This window comes from Cupriavidus sp. D384 (assembly GCF_001652915.1).
Lineage (GTDB): Bacteria > Pseudomonadota > Gammaproteobacteria > Burkholderiales > Burkholderiaceae > Cupriavidus.
Genome location: NZ_BBQI01000092.1, coordinates 36,091 through 53,920, shown reverse-complemented (window position 1 = coordinate 53,920; position 17,830 = coordinate 36,091). Strand labels below are relative to the sequence as shown.

At 66.7% G+C, this 17,830-nt stretch carries 20 protein-coding genes; 4 read left to right on the top strand and 16 right to left on the bottom strand.

The genetic code is table 11. The annotated features are described in order from the left end of the window. From A9J21_RS21000 to A9J21_RS20945, 12 genes are all read right to left on the bottom strand, one after another. Positions 1–549 carry a phosphonate degradation HD-domain oxygenase gene (locus A9J21_RS21000; RefSeq protein ID WP_066739095.1) on the bottom strand — a complete coding sequence of 183 codons (549 nt, stop codon included), beginning with the start codon at positions 547–549 and terminating at the stop codon, positions 1–3. After that, positions 546–1,358: a phosphonate ABC transporter, permease protein PhnE gene (gene phnE, locus A9J21_RS20995; RefSeq protein ID WP_066739094.1), complete on the bottom strand. Its 813-nt coding sequence runs from the start codon at positions 1,356–1,358 to the stop codon at positions 546–548. The genes A9J21_RS21000 and phnE overlap by 4 nt, the downstream gene beginning before the upstream one ends. Positions 1,359–1,437: 79 nt before the next feature. After that, positions 1,438–2,424, bottom strand: coding sequence for a phosphonate ABC transporter substrate-binding protein (gene phnD / locus A9J21_RS20990; protein ID WP_066739093.1), 987 nt, complete (start codon positions 2,422–2,424; stop codon positions 1,438–1,440). Positions 2,425–2,485: 61 nt separating this feature from the next. Beyond that, complete coding sequence (gene phnC, locus A9J21_RS20985) at positions 2,486–3,340, bottom strand: phosphonate ABC transporter ATP-binding protein (RefSeq protein ID WP_066739092.1); 855 nt, start codon at positions 3,338–3,340, stop codon at positions 2,486–2,488. A 229-nt stretch (positions 3,341–3,569) separates the two neighbouring features. After that, positions 3,570–5,027 carry a ribonuclease G gene (rng, locus tag A9J21_RS20980; protein ID WP_066739091.1) on the bottom strand — a complete coding sequence of 486 codons (1,458 nt, stop codon included), beginning with the start codon at positions 5,025–5,027 and terminating at the stop codon, positions 3,570–3,572. Between the two features lie 106 nt (positions 5,028–5,133). Beyond that, the gene (locus tag A9J21_RS20975) at positions 5,134–5,736 is read right to left on the bottom strand and encodes a nucleoside triphosphate pyrophosphatase (protein ID WP_066739090.1); all 603 of its coding nucleotides are present in this window, start codon (positions 5,734–5,736) and stop codon (positions 5,134–5,136) included. 126 nt (positions 5,737–5,862) lie between these two features. Then, on the bottom strand, positions 5,863–6,342 hold the full coding sequence (gene rlmH, locus A9J21_RS20970; protein WP_066739089.1) for a 23S rRNA (pseudouridine(1915)-N(3))-methyltransferase RlmH: 480 nt from the start codon (positions 6,340–6,342) through the stop codon (positions 5,863–5,865). Between the two features lie 48 nt (positions 6,343–6,390). After that, positions 6,391–7,122, bottom strand: a complete 732-nt coding sequence (gene rsfS / locus A9J21_RS20965; protein WP_197497539.1) for a ribosome silencing factor — start codon at positions 7,120–7,122, stop codon at positions 6,391–6,393. 20 nt (positions 7,123–7,142) lie between these two features. After that, a complete protein-coding gene (locus A9J21_RS20960; RefSeq protein ID WP_066739087.1) occupies positions 7,143–7,877 on the bottom strand; it encodes a nicotinate-nucleotide adenylyltransferase in 735 nt (244 codons plus the stop codon). A gap of 4 nt (positions 7,878–7,881) precedes the next feature. After that, positions 7,882–8,793, bottom strand: a complete 912-nt coding sequence (gene hemF / locus A9J21_RS20955) for an oxygen-dependent coproporphyrinogen oxidase (protein ID WP_066739086.1) — start codon at positions 8,791–8,793, stop codon at positions 7,882–7,884. A gap of 147 nt (positions 8,794–8,940) precedes the next feature. Further along, positions 8,941–10,209, bottom strand: coding sequence for a phosphoribosylamine--glycine ligase (gene purD / locus A9J21_RS20950; RefSeq protein WP_066739085.1), 1,269 nt, complete (start codon positions 10,207–10,209; stop codon positions 8,941–8,943). Between the two features lie 85 nt (positions 10,210–10,294). Continuing rightward, on the bottom strand, positions 10,295–11,020 hold the full coding sequence (locus A9J21_RS20945; protein WP_066739084.1) for a YebC/PmpR family DNA-binding transcriptional regulator: 726 nt from the start codon (positions 11,018–11,020) through the stop codon (positions 10,295–10,297). Positions 11,021–11,302: 282 nt separating this feature from the next. Between A9J21_RS20945 and A9J21_RS20940 the strand changes: the two genes are divergently transcribed. Then, positions 11,303–12,838, top strand: coding sequence for a helicase HerA-like C-terminal domain-containing protein (locus A9J21_RS20940; protein ID WP_066739083.1), 1,536 nt, complete (start codon positions 11,303–11,305; stop codon positions 12,836–12,838). A gap of 71 nt (positions 12,839–12,909) precedes the next feature. On the opposite strand, the gene A9J21_RS20935 is transcribed toward A9J21_RS20940, so the two are convergent. The 3 genes from A9J21_RS20935 to A9J21_RS20925 form a co-directional block, all read right to left on the bottom strand. Then, positions 12,910–13,062, bottom strand: a complete 153-nt coding sequence (locus A9J21_RS20935; RefSeq protein ID WP_066739082.1) for a DUF3149 domain-containing protein — start codon at positions 13,060–13,062, stop codon at positions 12,910–12,912. 136 nt (positions 13,063–13,198) lie between these two features. Beyond that, complete coding sequence (gene upp / locus A9J21_RS20930; RefSeq protein WP_066739081.1) at positions 13,199–13,849, bottom strand: uracil phosphoribosyltransferase; 651 nt, start codon at positions 13,847–13,849, stop codon at positions 13,199–13,201. Between the two features lie 103 nt (positions 13,850–13,952). Continuing rightward, the gene (locus tag A9J21_RS20925; protein WP_231906994.1) at positions 13,953–14,996 is read right to left on the bottom strand and encodes a tripartite tricarboxylate transporter substrate binding protein; all 1,044 of its coding nucleotides are present in this window, start codon (positions 14,994–14,996) and stop codon (positions 13,953–13,955) included. Positions 14,997–15,259: 263 nt separating this feature from the next. Between A9J21_RS20925 and A9J21_RS20920 the strand changes: the two genes are divergently transcribed. From A9J21_RS20920 to A9J21_RS20910, 3 genes are read left to right on the top strand one after another with little or no spacing between them, the layout of a single operon-like run. Next, complete coding sequence (locus tag A9J21_RS20920; protein ID WP_066739080.1) at positions 15,260–16,147, top strand: DMT family transporter; 888 nt, start codon at positions 15,260–15,262, stop codon at positions 16,145–16,147. A gap of 45 nt (positions 16,148–16,192) precedes the next feature. After that, positions 16,193–16,981: an SDR family oxidoreductase gene (locus tag A9J21_RS20915; RefSeq protein WP_066739079.1), complete on the top strand. Its 789-nt coding sequence runs from the start codon at positions 16,193–16,195 to the stop codon at positions 16,979–16,981. Then, positions 16,981–17,400, top strand: coding sequence for a methylglyoxal synthase (locus tag A9J21_RS20910; protein ID WP_066739078.1), 420 nt, complete (start codon positions 16,981–16,983; stop codon positions 17,398–17,400). Before A9J21_RS20915 ends, A9J21_RS20910 begins: the two co-directional genes overlap by 1 nt. A gap of 94 nt (positions 17,401–17,494) precedes the next feature. Here the strand turns inward: A9J21_RS20910 and A9J21_RS20905 are convergent, their stop codons facing one another. Further along, positions 17,495–17,788: a YkvA family protein gene (locus A9J21_RS20905; RefSeq protein WP_066739077.1), complete on the bottom strand. Its 294-nt coding sequence runs from the start codon at positions 17,786–17,788 to the stop codon at positions 17,495–17,497. Positions 17,789–17,830: the final 42 nt, after the last annotated feature.

Below are 17,830 nucleotides of genomic sequence, written 5' to 3'. Positions count from 1 at the left end.
TCAAGCGTGGCGCACAAAACGTGCTGCCATGTCCAGATAGTGCGCCAGCGGCGGCGTGGGCAGGTCGACCACCTTCGCCAGGTCGTCGTACCGGCGCAGGCGCACCGCTTCCAGCGCGTGGGGCTTTGCGGCGAAGGCTTCGGCCTGGCCGTTGTCGTAGACACCGCCCTGCAGCTGCAGGCTGTGGACCGAGGTCGGCGACAGCGTGTCGAAGTAGGCCGGATCGATGGCGCACAGGTAGCGCTTGGCGGCCACGTGCAGGCGGATCGGCTCGGTCACGGCGGTGTCGAACAGGCCCGCCAGCGCATCGGCGGCGGCCTCCTGGTGACGCATGTCGGTGGTGCTGCTTTCCGCCAGCATCAGATGGCCCACATCGTGCAGCAGGGCGGCGACGATCAGTGCGTGGTCCTCGCCGGCCTGCTCGGCCAGTTGCGCGCACTGCAGCGCGTGGGCGGTCTGGCTGATGGCCTCGCCGCCGTAATAGGCCATGCCGTGGTTCTCGAACAGCGTGGCGATGCGCGGCAGGGTCAGGGTGGCCGGGGAAGTCATACCAGCACCTTGCGGATCTGCGCCGACATCATGTCGATGGCGACCACGAACAGGATGATGATGATCATCACGGCGCAGGTCTGCGCGTACTGGAAGCTGCGGATGATCTCCCACAGCACGGTGCCGATGCCGCCAGCGCCGACAATGCCCACCACCGAAGCCGAGCGCACATTCGATTCGAAGCGATAGAGCGCGAACGACAGCCACAGCGGCAGCACCTGCGGGATCACGCCATAGACGATCTCCTCGATCGGGCCGGCGCCGGTCGCTCGCACGCCTTCCACGGGGCGCGGGTCGATGGCCTCGACGGCTTCGGCGAACAGCTTTGCCAGCACACCCATGGTGTGGATCCAGATGGCAAGCACGCCGGCGAACGGGCCCAGGCCCACGGCCACGATGAACAGCATCGCAAACACCATTTCGTTGATGGCGCGGCAGGCGTCCATCACGCGGCGGGCGGGCTGGTACACCCACATCGGCACGATGTTGGCCGAGCACAGCAGGCCCAGCGGCACGGCCAGCAGCACGGCCAGCGCGGTGCCCCACAGCGCGATCTGCACAGTCACCAGCATCTCTTCGAGGTAGGTCTGCCAGTCGCGGAAGTTGGGCGGAAAGAAATCGGCGGCAAACTTTGCCATGTTGCCGGAATCGCGCAGCAGGTCCATCGGGCGCATGTCGGCGCCTTGCCACGACATGGCGAGCATGGCCAGCAGCACGGCCCAGACCAGCATCACGGACAGGGACGTGCGTGGCGGCCGAACGGTACTTTGGGGCGAAGGGGGCAGGCCAGGCTTGGCGGTGGCGGTCATGGGGCAATCCGGAATTGAAGGCTTTGAAACGGTGAAGACCGGCAACGCCCGCACGGGCCTCGCCGGTCTCCGGTACGGCTTACTGCTGCGTGGTGGCGGCAGCCTTGTCGAGGTCGGCCAGGCGACGCGTCACGTCGGCCAGCTTCTTCTCCTTGTCGGCGGCGGCCAGCGTGGTGTCGGTCTCGATCTTGGCCTTTTCCTTGGCCAGCTCGATCTGGCGGATCGGCACCAGCTGGGCATCGCTCGACGGGCGGAAGCCCTGGTACGTCAGCGCGGCCAGCGTTTCCTTCTCGCGCGCAGCGTTGGCGCCCTTGCCGTAGTTGACGAAGAAGGTCTGGATCTTCTTCTTCATCTCGGGCGACAGGTCCTTGCGGTACACGAGCGGATCGGCCGGGATCAGCGGCGACTTCCACAGCACGCGCACTTCGTCATAGGCGTTCTTGCCCGTGTTGATGCGATAACGCTCGAAGTTCTCGGTGTTGTTCACGGCCACGTCCACCTGCTTGTTCAGCACCGACAGCAGGTTGGTTTCGTGGTTGCTGATGCGCACCGCCTTGAACAGCGTCTTCGGTTCCACCTTGTTGGCGGCCCACAGGTAGTAGCCCGGCACGGCCGTGCCCGACGTCGAGTTCGGATCGCCAGCGCCGTACGACAGGTCGCGGCCGCGCTTGATCACGTCCTCGACCGACTTCAGGTCGCTGTCCTTGCGCACGATCAGCAGCGACCAGTAGCCCGGGTTGCCGTCCTTGTCGATCACCGATGCGAAGACTTCGCCACTGGCGCGGTCCACGGCTTCCATGGCCGACTTGTTGCCGAACCAGGCGATCTGCACCTTGTTGAAGCGCATGCCTTCGATGATGCCGGCGTAGTCGGAGGCGAAGAACGGCTTGACCTGCACGCCCAGGGCCTTGCTCAGGTCGTCGATCACCGGTTGCCAGGCGTTCTTCAGGTTCGACGACGATTCCGTCGAGATAAAGCCGATGTTCAGGGTCTTGGCGTCCTGGGCAAAGGCGGGCAGCGCCACGACACCCGAGGCCACCACGGCGAGGAAAGTTCTGCGAAGCATCGAAAACTCCGTTTGGAAAGACAGATGGGAAACGCGGTCTGGGTAATTCGAAAAGATGCGATCAGGCGGTGGCGAGGTCCATCCTGACCATGGCCGGGACAGGCACGCCTTCGGCTGGCGCCGGCTCGTCGGGGACGCTGTCGTGCAGCAGTTCGTCGGCCTCGGTGCCGTACAGGTCGCGCAGCATCTTCGGCGTCAGCGCAGCGGACGGGCCGTCGTAGACCACCTTGCCGTTGCGCAGCGCCACCACGCGCGGGCAGTAGCGCATGGCCACGTCCACCTGATGCAGCGACACCACCACGGCCACCTTGCGGGTCCGGTTGATCTGGGCCAGCAACGACATCACGCGGCGCGACGACTCCGGATCGAGCGACGCGATCGGCTCGTCGGCCAGGATCACGCGTGCGTTCTGCACCAGCGTGCGGGCAATGGCGGCACGCTGCTGCTGCCCGCCCGACAGCGTCGAGGCGCGCTGAAACGCATAGTCGTCTATACCAACCTGGGCCAAGGCATCGAGGCCGGTCTGGACTTCTTCCGCCTTGAAATAGCGGATCAGGCTGCGCCACTTGGGCACGCGGGTCAGCATGCCGACCAGCACGTTGGTGATCACCGGCAGGCGGCCCACCAGGTTGAACTGCTGAAACACGAAACCAATCTCTGCGCGCACCTTGCGGACATCGCGCGCCAGACGACCGTTACGCTGCACCGTGCGGCCATTGACGAGAATCTCGCCCGAACCGGTGTCGCCAGCGACAAAGCCGGCCACGTGGCGCAGCAGCGTCGACTTGCCCGAACCCGAGGCGCCCAGCAGGGCAACCATCTCGCCGGGGGCGATGTGCAGCGTGACGTCGTCAAGCGCCTTGCGATCCGCGCGGAACGACTTGCTCAGGCCGCGGACTTCAATTGCATGCGTCATGTCGACTCCCTTGCTTGAATGACTTGCGCATTCTGGCGAGGCGGGATGACAGAACGATGACTTTAGGCAGAGGCTTTCCGATGCGCGAGGGCGGGTGCGCGATGGGACGCCGGGCAGGCGCGGGAGGCGGGCAGGTTGCCCGGACGGGCCATGAAATCGATTTCATGGCCCATGGCTGCCACCGGCTGCTGCAATGCGGCAGCCGGGGCGGACAGCCGTCGGGACGGCCTTACATCAGGATGATGTCGTACTGTTCCTGGTGGAACGTCGATTCCACCTGCAGCGAAATCGGCTTGCCGATGAAGTCGCCCAGCATGGCCATGTGCTGGCTTTCCTCTTCGAGGAACAGGTCGATCACTTCCTGCGACGCCAGGATGCGGAATTCGCGGGGATTGAACTGGCGCGACTCGCGCATGATCTCGCGCAGCACGTCGTAGCAGACCGTGCGCGCGGTCTTGACCTGGCCCTTGCCGGTGCAGACCGGGCATTGCTCGCACAGCACATGCGCCAGTGATTCGCGCGTGCGTTTGCGCGTCATCTCCACCAGGCCCAGCTGCGAGAACCCGTTCACGGTGATGCGCGTGCGGTCGCGCGACAGCGCGCGCTTCAGCTCCGAGAGCACCGCGTCGCGGTGCTCCAGGTTCTCCATGTCGATGAAGTCGATGATGATGATGCCGCCCAGGTTGCGCAGGCGCAGCTGGCGCGCGATGGTGTGTGCGGCTTCTAGATTGGTCTTGAAGATCGTGTCGTCGAAGTTGCGCGCCCCGACATAGCCGCCGGTGTTGACGTCGATCGTCGTCATCGCCTCGGTCTGGTCGATCATCAGGTAGCCGCCGGACTTCAGGTCCACGCGGCGCGACAGGGCCTTCTCGATCTCGGCGTCGATATTGAACAGGTCGAAGATCGGGCGCTCGCCGGTGTAGTGCGACAGGCGCGACAGCACCGCCGGCGTGTATTCCTGCGCGAACTCCACGAGCTTCACGAAGTTCTCGCGCGAGTCCACCTGGATCACGCCCGTGGCGTCGTTGATGAAGTCACGCAGCACGCGCTGGGCCAGGTTCAGGTCCTGGTACAGCAGGCTCGGCGCCGGGAGCGTGGTGGCGTTCAGCCGGATCGACGCCCAGATCTTGCGCAGGTAGGCGATGTCGTTGCTCAGCTCTTCGTTGCTGGCTTCCTCGGCGATGGTCCGCACGATGAACCCGCCGCGCTCGTCGGCCGGCACCAGGCCCTGCACGCGCGAACGCAGCGCCTCGCGGTCGACTTCGCCTTCAATACGCTGCGAGATGCCGATATGCGGATCCTGCGGCAGGTACACCAGCGTGCGGCCCGCGATGCTGACCTGCGTGGACAGCCGCGCGCCCTTGGTGCCGATCGGGTCCTTGATGACCTGCACCATCAGCGCCTGGCCCTCGAACAGGGTCTTCTCGATAGCCAGGTGGCCGTTCTTGTCGCCGTCGCGCGGATGCCAGATGTCGGCCACGTGCAGGAACGCCGCGCGCTCCAGGCCCACATCGATGAATGCCGACTGCATGCCCGGCAGCACGCGCACGACCTTGCCCAGGTAGATGTTGCCGACCAGCCCGCGCGTGAGCGTGCGTTCGACGTGCAGTTCCTGCACGGCCGCCTGCTGCACGATGGCCACGCGGGTTTCTTGCGGCGTGATATTGACGAGGATGTCTTCGGTCATAGCCATGGATGCCGTCGCCGGTCTGCCGGCGCTTGTTGTTGTCGCCCGGGGAGACCGGGCATCTGACCCCTTCATGCCCTGGTCGGATGCGGTGGAGGGGGCGGGGTCAGAAGCGCAGACCCGCCTCGCGCAGCAGCGCCGCCGTCTCGAACAAGGGCAGGCCCATGATACCCGAATAGCTACCGTCGATCCGCTCCACGAACTCCGCCGCGCGCCCCTGGATGCCATAGGCGCCGGCCTTGCCGAGCGGTTCGCCGCTGGCTACGTAGCGGTCGATTTCGGCCGCGCTCATGGCGCGGAATGTGACGTGGGAGATCGACAGCGCATGGCGCTGGCCCAGCGCCGACGCCACGGTCACCGCCGTCAGCACGCGGTGCGTGGTGCCAGAGAGCGTGGCCAGCATGCGCGCTGCATCGGCGGCGTCGGCCGGCTTGCCGAGGATGTCGCCGCCGCGGCAAACGGTGGTATCGGAGGTCAGGACGGGCGCGTCGGGCAGGCCGCGCCGCACGCGGCGCTGCAGTGCGGCGTCGGCCTTGAGCGCGCAGACGCGCTGCACATAGGCGTCGGGCGACTCCCCGGGCTGTACGGCTTCGAGCGCCTCGGCGTCTTCGCCGGCATCGGCCAGCAGCAGTTCGTACTGCACGCCAAGCTGGGTCAGCAGCTCACGGCGGCGCGGGCTTTGGGAGGCAAGGTAGAGGATGGCGTTCACGAGATTCGACGCGTAAAACAGGATTGCGGCGATTGTACTCGTGGGCGGAGACGGAGGAATTGTTGCGCCCCGCTACCGCGCGCGGGAGACAGGAGAACACCGTCGCCGAAATTCAGGTGCCGATATTCAGGCGCGATGGTACGGATGGTTCTGCGTGACCGACCAGGCCCGGTAGAGCTGTTCTGCCAGCAGCACACGCACCATGCCGTGCGGCAGGGTCAGGCTGGACAGGCGCACCAGTGTCTGGGCGCGCGCCTTGAGCGCGGGATCGAGTCCGTCTGCGCCGCCGATCAGGAAGGCGACGTCGCCGCCTTCGCGCTGCCAGCCGGTCAGCTGGTCGGCCAGCTGCACGGTGGTCCAGTCCTTGCCGCGCTCGTCGAGGGCGACGATGCGCAACTGCTTCGACAGCGAACCCAGCACGGCCTCGATGCGCGCCGCTTCGCGCTGCATCACCGTGGCGGCATTGTTGCTGGACGAACGCGCCTCCGGCTTGACTTCGCGAAGCTCGATGCGCAGTTCGGGCGGCATCCGCTTGGTGTACTCGGCAAAGCCGGATTCGATCCACGCGGGCATCTTGTGGCCGACGGCCACGATCACGAGTTGCATGTGCGATGCCCGGTGGTGAACCCTTCAGGACCGATCAACCGCTCGCGCTCAGGCCGAGCGCGTGGCGCGCTTGCGCGGCGCGGCGGTCTTGGCAGCTGCGGTCTTGGTGGCGGCCGTCTTGCGTGCCGGGGCCTTGGTGGCCGTGCCGGCGGCCGTCTTGCGCGCCGGTGTCTTCGCGGCGGTGCCGGTCGACGTCTTGCGCGCCGGAGCCTTGGCGGCCGTGCCGGTGCTGCTGGTCTTGCGGACCGGCTTGCGGATCGTGGCGATGGCGTCCGGATCGGTGTCCTCGTGGCCCATCGGCGGCGACGGCTCCTTCATGCCTTCGGGCAGGCGGGCCAGCGCCGGGCGCAGGTTCGACGCACGGCGCACGCGCGGTGCCGGCTCGGCATCCTCGTCGTCGTCCATCGGCTCGCTGGCCTTGGCCAGGCCCTTGGCAGCGGTCAGCTTCACGCGAACCGGCTTGTCGCCCCAGATTTCCTCGAGGTTGTAGTACAGGCGCAACTGGGGCTGCAGGATGTGCACCACGGCGTCGCCGCAGTCCACCAGCACCCATTCGCCGGTCTCCAGACCTTCCACGGCCACGATATGGCCGCCGGCGTCCTTGACCGTTTCCCGTACCGACGCCGCCAGCGCCTTGGTCTGGCGGTTCGAATTGCCGCTGGCGATCACCACCCGGTCGAACAGTTCGGTCAGGTGAGTGGTGTCGAACACCTTGATGTCCTGCGCCTTCACATCCTCGAGCCCGTCGACGATCGCGCGCTGCAGTTTACGAATATCCATGGTGTCTTTCTTGTTCAGCTTCATTCGGGTAGGGGCGCGTCGGGCGAGGGGTGTCGGTACAACCCGTGACGCGCGATGTAGTGTGCCACGCCGGCTGGCAGTCGGTCATCCGTCTGGTCCGGCAACAGGCCTTCGGCCAGGTGCTCGCGCAGGCCGGTGGACGACAGGTCGACGGCCAGCGTCTGGTCAATCCACATATGTCCGGAGGGCGAGCATTGTATCAGGTGCGTGTCCGCAAGGCGTTCCTGCAGCGCGGCAAGCACCGGCCCGCCAAGTTCGTCCAGGTGAAAGCCCGGCCGCGTGGCGATGCACAGGTGCACCTGTTCGAACAGCGCTTCCCAGCCGTGCCATGTGTGCAGCCGCAGCAACTGGTCGGCGCCCATCAGCCACGACATCGACGTATGCGGGCCGTATGTGTCGCGCAGGTGACGCACGGTGTCGATGGTATAGCTCGGGCCGTCGCGGTCCACTTCCATGCGACTTACACGTACCTTGGCGCGGCCCGGCACCAGCGACGCGGCGGCCAGTTCGGTCATCGCGAAGCGGTCGGCGGCCGGGGTCACATGGTCGCCTTTCTGCCACGAATGGCCGGTCGGGATCCAGACCAGTTCGTCCAGGTCCAGGTGGTCGATACAGAGCTGGGCCAGCGCGACATGGCCGCGATGCGGCGGGTCGAAAGTGCCGCCCAGGATACCCAGGCGGTACGGGCGCTGCGGGTCGTCAATGCGAACGGAGGCTTGCGGGGCTTCGGTCATCGGTTCAGGCCCACGCGCGCGCTGGCAGGAAATCGGTATAGAGCGCCGCTTCCGGGGTGCCCGGTTCGGGCTGCCAGTCGTAGCGCCAGGTCACCTGCGGCGGCATCGACATCAGGATCGACTCCGCGCGGCCACCCGACTGCAGGCCGAACAGCGTGCCGCGATCGAACACCAGGTTGAATTCGACGTAGCGGCCGCGGCGATACGCCTGGAAGTCGCGCTCGCGTTCGCCATAGGGCGTGTCCTTGCGCGCGTTCAGGATCGGCAGGTAGGCGTCCAGGAAGGCATCGCCCACCGAGCGCATCATCGCAAAGCTCTGGTCGAAGCCCGGCGCGGCGAAATCGTCGAAGAAAATGCCGCCAATGCCGCGCGCCTCGCCCCGGTGCTTCAGGAAGAAATATTCGTCGCACCACTGCTTGAAGCGCGGGTACAGGTCGTCACCGAACGGTGCCAGCGATGCCTTGCAGGTGCGGTGGAAGTGCGCGCAGTCGTCGGTGTTGCCGTAGTAGGGCGTCAGGTCCATGCCGCCGCCAAACCACCAGACCGGCTCGGCATCGGGCTTCACGGCGATAAAGCAGCGCACATTCATATGCACGGTGGGCACATGCGGGTTGCGCGGATGGAACACCAGCGACACCCCCATGGCCTCGAAGCTGCGCCCGGCCAGTTCGGGCCGGTTGGCGCTGGCCGACGGCGGCAGCGTGTCGCCGCGCACGTGCGAGAAGCCTACGCCAGCCCGTTCCATCACCGCACCGCCCTCCAGGATGCGCGTGCGGCCGCTGCCGCGCAGGCGTTCGGTGGGCGGTTTCTCCCAGCTGTCAGTCAGGAACGCCTGGCCGTCGATGGCGGCAACGGCGTCGGTGATGCGGTCTTGCAGGCCGAGCAGATAGTCACGGACTGCCTGGGAATCGATCATGATGGGCGGGTGAGGGTGGCCGGTGCAAAGACGGCCGGGCGGTGCCGGCCGTCATCGCGGTGTCACGATTGTACCGGCAGGATTCGCCCCACGGGGTGCGGGGCGAATCGGTGCGGTGCCGGCCGTGTCAGGCCATATTGGGCCGGATCAGCGCTTGATGGCGCGGTAGCCGATGTCGGTGCGGAACTGCATGCCGTCGAAACGGATCTGCTCCACGGCCGCGTAGGCGTTCTTCTGCGCGGCCTTGACCGTGTCCGCCAGGCCGACCACGCACAGCACGCGGCCGCCGGACGTGCGCAGCGTGCCGTCCTGCAGCGTGGTGCCCGCGTGGAACGTCACGGCATCGTCGGTCTCGGCGGGGATGCCGGTGATGACATCGCCCTTTCGCGGGTTTTCCGGGTAGTCGTAGGCGGCCATGACCACGCCCAGCGCGGTGCGGCGGTCCCAGTCCAGTTCGATCTGGTCCAGCTTGCCGTCGACGGCGGCTTCCATCACGTCGACCAGGTCGGTCTTCAGGCGCGCCATGATCGGCTGCGTTTCCGGATCGCCCATGCGGCAGTTGAATTCCAGCGTCTTCGGGTTGCCGTCCTTGTCGATCATCAGGCCCGCGTACAGGAAGCCCGTGAACGGGATGCCGTCTTTTTCCATGCCACGCACGGTCGGCAGGATGATCTCGCGCAGCGCGCGCGCATGCAGGGCCGGCGTCACCACCGGGGCCGGCGAATAGGCGCCCATGCCGCCCGTGTTGGGGCCGGCGTCGGCGTCCAGCAGGCGCTTGTGGTCCTGGCTGGTCGCCAGGGCCAGCACGTTCTTGCCGTCCACCATGACGATGAAGCTGGCTTCCTCGCCTTCCAGGAATTCCTCGATCACCACGCGGGCGCCGGCGTCGCCAAGCTTGTTGTCGGCCAGCATCATGTCCACGGCGCCGTGTGCTTCTTCCAGCGTCATCGCCACCACCACGCCCTTGCCTGCGGCCAGGCCGTCGGCCTTGATCACGATCGGCGCGCCCTGCGCGTCGATATAGGCGTGGGCGCCGGCGGCGTCCGAGAACGTCTTGTAGAAGGCGGTCGGGATGCCGTGGCGATGCATGAACGCCTTGGCGAAGTCCTTCGACGACTCGAGCTGCGCGGCAGCCCTGGTCGGGCCGAAGATGCGCAGGCCACGGGCGCGGAACACGTCGACGATCCCGGCGGCCAGCGGCGCCTCGGGACCCACCACGGTGAAGGCCACGCCTTCACGTTCCACAAAGGCGGCCAGCACTTCGGGATCGGTCAGCGGCACGTTCTGCAGGCGCTTGTCGAGCGCCGTGCCGCCGTTGCCCGGCGCCACGTAGACGACCTGCACCTTGGGCGACTGGGCCAATTTCCAGGCCAGTGCGTGCTCACGCCCACCGGAACCGACAACCAAAACTTTCATGATCCACTGCCAGAAAAGAAACGCATGCGAAAAGCGGCAGCTGGATCGTGATCCGGGCTGCCGCCGTGGGGCGCGGCGCGAGGACTTATTCCTCGATCACCGCGTTGGTGAAGACTTCCTGTACGTCGTCCAGGTTTTCCAGCGCGTCCAGCAGCTTCTGCATCTTGACGGCGTCGTCGCCGGTAAAGCTGATCTCGTTCTGCGGCTTCATCACCACGTCGGCCAGTTCGGCCTTGAAGCCGGCCGCTTCCAGCGCAGCCTTGACCGCGCCGAAATCGTTGGGCGGGCAGGTGACTTCGATCGACCCGTCGTCGTTGGTCGCCACGTCGTCGGCGCCAGCTTCGAGCGCCGCATCCATCAGCTTGTCCTCGGGCGTTTCCGGCGAGAACAGGAACTGGCCGCAGTGCGTGAACATGAACGCCACCGAACCCTCGGTGCCCATGTTGCCGCCGTGCTTCGAGAACGCGTGGCGTACTTCGGCCACGGTACGGGTGCGGTTGTCGGTCAGGCAGTCGACGATGATCGCGGCGCCGGCCAGGCCGTAGCCCTCGTAGCGGATTTCTTCGTAATTGGCGCCTTCCAGGCCACCCACGCCACGCTGGATCGCGCGCTGGATGTTGTCCTTGGGCATGTTGGCGTCCATGGCCTTTTCCATGGCCAGGCGCAGGCGCGGGTTCGAATCGATGTCACCGCCGCCGAGCTTGGCGGCCACGGTGATTTCCTTGATCAGGCGTGTCCAGATCTTGCCGCGCTTGGCGTCAGCGGCAGCTTTCTTGTGTTTGATGTTGGCCCATTTGGAATGACCGGCCATGTTTCTCTCCGAAGCGGAAAACGTGTCGTGTGGTGTTGGAACCCGGCGGCATTGCGCCGGCGGGGCCGGTTCCGGATGGGTCTCTGGGACGAATCCTGCCGATCCGGCGGCCACGCCATGTGATTGATGTGCCAATCTGCTGGCTATAATCAGCGCAGGATTTTATCACGCGCCCCTGCCGACCCGCAGTGCCATGTATGGGTTGTTCGCCCCGCCCGCACCCGATCCGCACCTGATCTGCACCTGTTTCCTGCCCCGACCGCCGACTGACGAGACCCCGCCATGGCCGATCCCATCCTCATCGCCAAGAACGCCGACCACGAACTGGTGCTGCTGCCCGAGATGGGCAACCGGCACGGCCTGATCACCGGCGCCACCGGTACCGGCAAGACCGTCACGCTGCAGACGCTGGCCCAGGGCTTCTCGCGACTGGGCGTGCCGGTGTTCATGGCCGATGTCAAAGGTGACTTGACCGGCATTTCCCAGCCGGGCCAGCCGTCGGACAAGCTCAAGGCCCGCCTGGCGGAACACGGCCTGCCCGAGCCGGTCTGGGGCAGCTGCCCGACCACGCTCTGGGACGTCTTTGGCGAAAAGGGCCATCCGGTGCGCGCCACGGTGTCGCATATGGGCCCGCTGCTGCTGTCGCGCATGCTGGAGCTGAACGATACCCAGCAGGGCGTGCTGAACCTGGTGTTCCGGATTGCCGATGCCGGCGGCCTGCTGCTGCTCGATGCCAAGGACCTGCGCGCGATGCTGCAGTACGTGGGGGACAACGCGAGCCAGTTCACCACCGAGTACGGCAATATCTCGTCAGCGTCGATCGGCGCCATCCAGCGCGGCCTGGTGGCGCTGGAATCGCAGGGCGCCGACAAGTTCTTCGGCGAGCCGATGCTGAACCTGGACGACTTCATCCAGACCGAGAAGGGCCAGGGGGTGGTCAATATCCTGGCGGCCGACAAGCTGATGAACGCGCCGCGACTCTATGCCACCTTCCTGCTCTGGCTGCTATCGGAATTGTTCGAAAAGCTGCCCGAGGCAGGCGATCTCGACAAGCCCAAGCTCGTGTTCTTCTTCGACGAGGCGCACCTGCTGTTCAACGACGCCCCCAAGGCACTGCTGGACAAGATCGAGCAGGTGGTGCGGCTGGTGCGTTCCAAGGGCGTGGGTGTGTACTTCGTGACGCAGAACCCCGTGGATATCCCCGACACCGTGCTGGGCCAGCTTGGCAACCGCGTGCAGCACGCGCTGCGCGCCTTCACGCCGCGCGACCAGAAGGCCGTCAAGGTGGCGGCCACGACCATGCGGGCCAATCCGAAGCTGGACCTGGAGCAGGTGGTCGGCGAACTGGGCGTGGGCGAGGCGCTGGTGTCGTGCCTGGATGCCAAGGGCACGCCGGGCGTGACCGAACGCGCCTGGGTGCTGGCGCCGGGCAGCCGGATCGGCCCGGTCACCGATGACGAACGACGCGCGCTGATCGCCAGTTCGCTGGTGGCGGGCACCTACGAGCAGACCATCGACCGCGAGTCGGCCTACGAAAAGCTGCGTGGCGGGGTGGCGCAGACCACCAACGGCGCGCCGGCCGATACGAGGGTCCCGTCCAAGCCCGGCGCGCAGCCAGGCGCTCCAGCGCAGGAAGAGGGCGGCTGGGTTGGCGAAGTCTGGGGCTCGCTGACGCGCGGCACGGGCAAGACCGGGCGCGGCGACTCGATCCTGGAATCGGTGGCGAAGTCGGCGGCGCGTACGGTGGGGTCACAGGTCGGGCGAGAACTGATTCGCGGCGTGCTGGGCAGCCTGCTGGGCGGCGGCAAGAAAAAGTGATCGCCGGGCCGGAAGCAAAGGTAAAACGCCCGGGCAAGTACCCGGGCGTTTTGCTTGATGCTGCGGTCGGCTCAGTCGGCACCGCGTCGTGCGGCTTCCGCATCCTCGCGCGCCTTGCGGGCGAACAGGCAGGCGTAGAAGGCCGCCATGCCGATGATGAATGCGATGACGGCCAGGCTCGCCAGGCCGGTGGCCGTGGATGTCAGGATCTTCAGTGCTTCCATGGGGTGGCTCCTTGCTTGGAATATGCCGTAGGCGGCATACCAGTCTGGATCAGCCCGCCCCCATGAATATTGAGGCGCATCAAGCGCCCCGGGGTCAACCTGCGCCAGCCGACGTCGGATCGACGCCGGATCGACATCAGTTCTTGGTGCCGAACAGGCGGTCGCCCGCGTCGCCCAGCCCCGGCACGATGTAGGCATGCTCGTCCAGGTGGCTGTCCAGCGACGCCACGAACAGCTTCACGCCCGGATGCGCCTGCTGGAACACTTCGACGCCTTCCGGCGCGGCCACCAGCGCCACGAACGTGATGGCATCCTCCGGCACGCCACGGCGCCTGAGCACGTCCACCGCATGTGCGGCCGAGTAGCCGGTGGCGACCATCGGATCGCACAGGATGAACGAGCGGTCTTCCAGGTCCGGCAGGCGCACCAGGTATTCCACCGGGCGGTGCTGCTCGTCGCGATACACGCCAATGTGGCCGATACGGGCCGACGGAATCAGCTCCACCAGGCCGTCGCTCATGCCCACGCCGGCGCGCAGCACGGGCACGATCGTCAGCTTCTTGCCGGCAATGACGGGAGCGTCCAGTTCCACCAGCGGGGTGTCGATGCGGCGCGTGGTCAGCGGCAGGTTGCGCGTGATCTCGTAGCCCATCAGCAGCGTGATCTCGCGCAGCAGTTCGCGGAACGTGCGCGTCGACGTTTCCTTGTCGCGCATGTGCGACAGCTTGTGCTGGATCAACGGGTGATCGAGGATGAAGAGATTGGGAAAGCGGGGATCCTGTTTCATGGCGGGCTCGGCGAATACGGTAGGGGCCCTCCCTGAGGCGAGAGGGCCCGATGCAGCGCGATTGTAATGGATGCGCGCCGGGCCGAGCGAGCCGGGCGGCCGGTCAGTCCACCGTGATCGCCGCCGATTTTGCGACCTTTCCGAACCGGTCGTACTCGCTTTGCGTCAGCGTCTGCAGTTCGGCGGCGCTCGATCCCTTCGGGTTGAAGCCGGCCTGGGCCAGCTTGTCGCGCACGTCCGGGCGGGCCAGCGCTTCGACGAAGGCCGCGTTGAGTGCCTGGGTCACCGGCGCGGGCAGGTTGGCCGGCCCGTACACGCCGAACCACGGCTCCACGGCGTAGCCGGGCAGGCCGGCCTCGGCCAGCGTCGGCACATTGGGCAGCGACGGCGAGCGCGTCTTGCCCGCCACGGCCAGCGCGCGAAGCTTGCCAGTCTGGATATGCGGCAGCGACGCGGGCAGGTTGTCGAACATCACCTGGATATGGCCGCCCAGCATGTCGTTGATGGCCGGGCTGCTGCCCTTGTAAGGCACATGGACCAGGCCGGTCTGCGTCATCTGCGAGAACATCGCGCCGGCCAGGTGCATCGACGTGCCGGTGCCGGCCGTGGCATAGGTCAGCCCCGGATGCGCCTTGGCATAGGCGATCAGTTCCGGCACGGTCTTCACGGGCAGGTCGTTGCCCACTTCCAGCACGATGGTCGAGGTGCCCAGCAGGCTGATGGCCGTGAAGTCGCGGCGCGGATCGAACGGCACGTGCTTGTAGATGTGGGGATTCAGCGCATTGGTCGAAATGGCGCCAAAGCCGATCGTGTAGCCATCGGCAGGCGCCTTGGCGACGGCCTCCATGCCGATATTGCCCCCGGCGCCGGGCCGGTTTTCGATCACCACCGGCTGGCCCAGCTTCTCGGCCACGCGCTGGCCGACGGTGCGCGCCACCAGGTCGGTGGTGCCGCCGGCCGCGTAGGGCACGACGAAGCGGATGGGTTTGCTCGGGAACGCGTCGGCGGCCAGGGCGCCACCAGCGCCGGCCAGCAGCAGGGCGGAAGCGGACAGCGTGGTACGGACGGTGGCGGACAGGAATGCGCGGCGCGGGGTGATAGTGCTGCGGCGGGTCGTGCGATGGCGGGCAATGCGTGGGAACGACATGGCTCGGGAGTCTCCGGAATGTTGTTATCAGGCCGGCTGCGCACCATGACGGTGCGTAGTCAGGCGCGAGCCATTGTATGGGAAAGCAGGCATTGCCGCCGGATGCCCCGGCGCGCCGGATCGGCGTCCTGAGCACTGGCGCCTTTTGACATACAATCGGCGGGTTCCGCCGTGCCGTCTGCGTTGTCGCGCATGCGGCCCGGCGTCCAGATTCCCGCGTCCCCGTGCCTGCTTCCCAGAAGTCTCTCTCCCCGTCCGCCGAAGTGCCTGTGGCACAGCGCGTCGGACTCGCCACCGCGGCCGTCGGCGCCGTGCTGTTTTCCGCCAAGGCCATCGTTGCCAAGCTGATGTACCGCTACAGCGTGGATGCCGTGATGGTCATCACGCTGCGCATGCTGTTTGCCGTGCCGCTGTTCATGGCGATCGGCTGGTGGCAGGCGCGCAAGCTGCCGTCGCTGTCCTGGGCCGATCGCGCCCGGGTGGTGTTCCTCGGTTTCATCGGCTACTACCTGTCGAGCTTCCTCGATTTCCTGGGCCTGCAGTACATCACGGCCGGGCTGGAACGGCTGATCCTGTTCCTGACGCCTTCATTCGTCCTGCTGGTCACGGCGCTGGTGTTCCGCCGGCATATTCATGCGCGCCAGTGGATCTCGCTGCTGCTGGCCTATGCCGGGATCGTGCTGGTGTTCGCGCACGATCTGGACGTCAGTGGCGACCAGGTATGGCTGGGCGGCGCGCTGGTACTGGCAAGCGCGATGTCGTATGGTGTTTATCTGATTCTGAGCGGCGAACTGGTCAAGCGGGTGGGGTCGTTGCGGCTGGTGGCCTATGCGATGTGCGTCTCCACGCTGTGCTGCGTGATCCAGTACATTGCACTGGGCCGGCCGCTGGCCGAACTGGCGCAGCCGGCGCCGGTGCTGTGGCTGTCGGTTATCAACGCGGTATTTTGCACCGTGCTGCCGGTGTCGCTGACGATGATCGCCGTGGCGCGCATCGGCGCGCCGATGGCGTCGCAGGCCGGCATGGTCGGCCCGGTCTCGACGCTGGCGCTGGCGTTCTGGCTGCTGGGCGAGCCGGTCACGGGCGTGCAGCTGGCGGGCAGCGGCCTGGTGCTGGGTGGCATGTATCTGCTGTCGAGCCGGAAGGCCTGAAACACCTGATTCGAAGAGAACCAACCAAGGAAGGAGAGAGAAGCCATGGATTTTGGACTGCGCGGTAAGCATGCGCTGGTGTGCGGTGCCAGCAAGGGGCTTGGGCTGGCGTGTGCCGATGCGCTCGCGGCGGAAGGCGTCGACGTAGTGATCGTGGCGCGTGGCGCCGAGGCGCTGGAAAAGGCCGCCGCCGACCTGCGCGCCCGCTATGGCCGCCGCGTGATCGCGGTGGCTACCGACATCACCACGCCTGAAGGCCGCAAGCTGGCCCTGGACGCCGTGGCAAAGCTGGGCGACCTGGACATCCTGGTGAACAACGCCGGTGGTCCGCCGCCGGGCAACTTCCGCGACTGGGGCCGCGACGAGTGGATCGCCGCGCTGGACGCCAACATGCTGACGCCGATCGAACTGATCAAGTCGACCATCGATGGCATGATCGCGCGCCGCTGGGGCCGCATCGTCAACATCACCAGCGGCGCCGTGAAGGCGCCCATCGACGTGCTGGGCCTGTCGAATGGTGCCCGCTCGGGCCTGACCGGTTTCGTGGCTGGCCTGGCGCGCGAAGTGGCGCAGCACGGCGTGACCGTGAACAACCTGCTGCCGGGGCCGTTCGACACCGACCGTCTCAAGAAGACGATGGAAGGCGGCGCCCAGAAGGCCGGTATCAGCATCGAGGAAATGGCGAAGCGCCGCGCGGCCGCCAACCCTAGCCGCCGCTTTGGCGAGCCGGCCGAGTTCGGCGCCACCTGCGCGTTCCTGTGCAGCAAGCAGGCGGCCTTCATGACCGGCCAGAACGTGTTGCTGGACGGCGGCGCCTACCCGGGGACGTTCTGATGGGCACGTCGGAAACCGTGCAGGAGCCCCGGCCGCGCATCGCGCTGATTGCGCACGATCACAAGAAGGACGACATCGTGGCCTTTGCCGGCCGCCATCGCGACTTCCTGGCCCGGTGCGACCTGCTTGCCACAGGTACCACGGGCGGCCGCATCGCGGCCGAGACCGGGCTGGAGGTGACCCGCATGCTGTCCGGCCCGTGGGGCGGCGACCTGCAGATCGGCGCGCAACTGGCCGAGGGCAGGGTGACCGCGGTCATCTTCCTGCGTGACCCCATGACCCCGCAGCCGCACGAACCGGACATCAACGCGCTGGTACGCGCGTGCGACGTCCACAACGTGCCGTGCGCCACCAACCTGGCGACGGCCGAGTTGATGGTGGTGGAACTGGCGCGTCACTGCTTTGTGCCGAAGTCCTGAGCCTCGGTCACGCGCAAATGAAAAAACCGCTGCTTCGGCAGCGGTTTTTCTTTGGGCGGCGCCTGAACGGACCTGGGGTCAGCGCGAACCTGCGTCATCGCGGCCTGACCGTGGTGGCGGTGGCGCGCATTTCCGCCTGGCGCAGGATGTGCGGCGGCAGGCGCTTCAGGATCACGTGAACGGCCAGCGGAATGATCACCATGTCGTCCACGATACCGAGCCCGGCGATGAAATCGGGGATCAGGTCGATCGGCGAGATCGCGTAGCACAGCAGGCCGAACGCGGCCGGCTTGAGCCAGGGCGGCGCGTCGGGGTGGCGCAGGGCAAACCAGAACAGCCGGCCGTCGCGCCGTACCAGCGTCCACAGGGCTGACAGTCGCTTCCACATGATGGGCCTCCTTGGTCACACGTTCAGCGGGGCATGAACGAG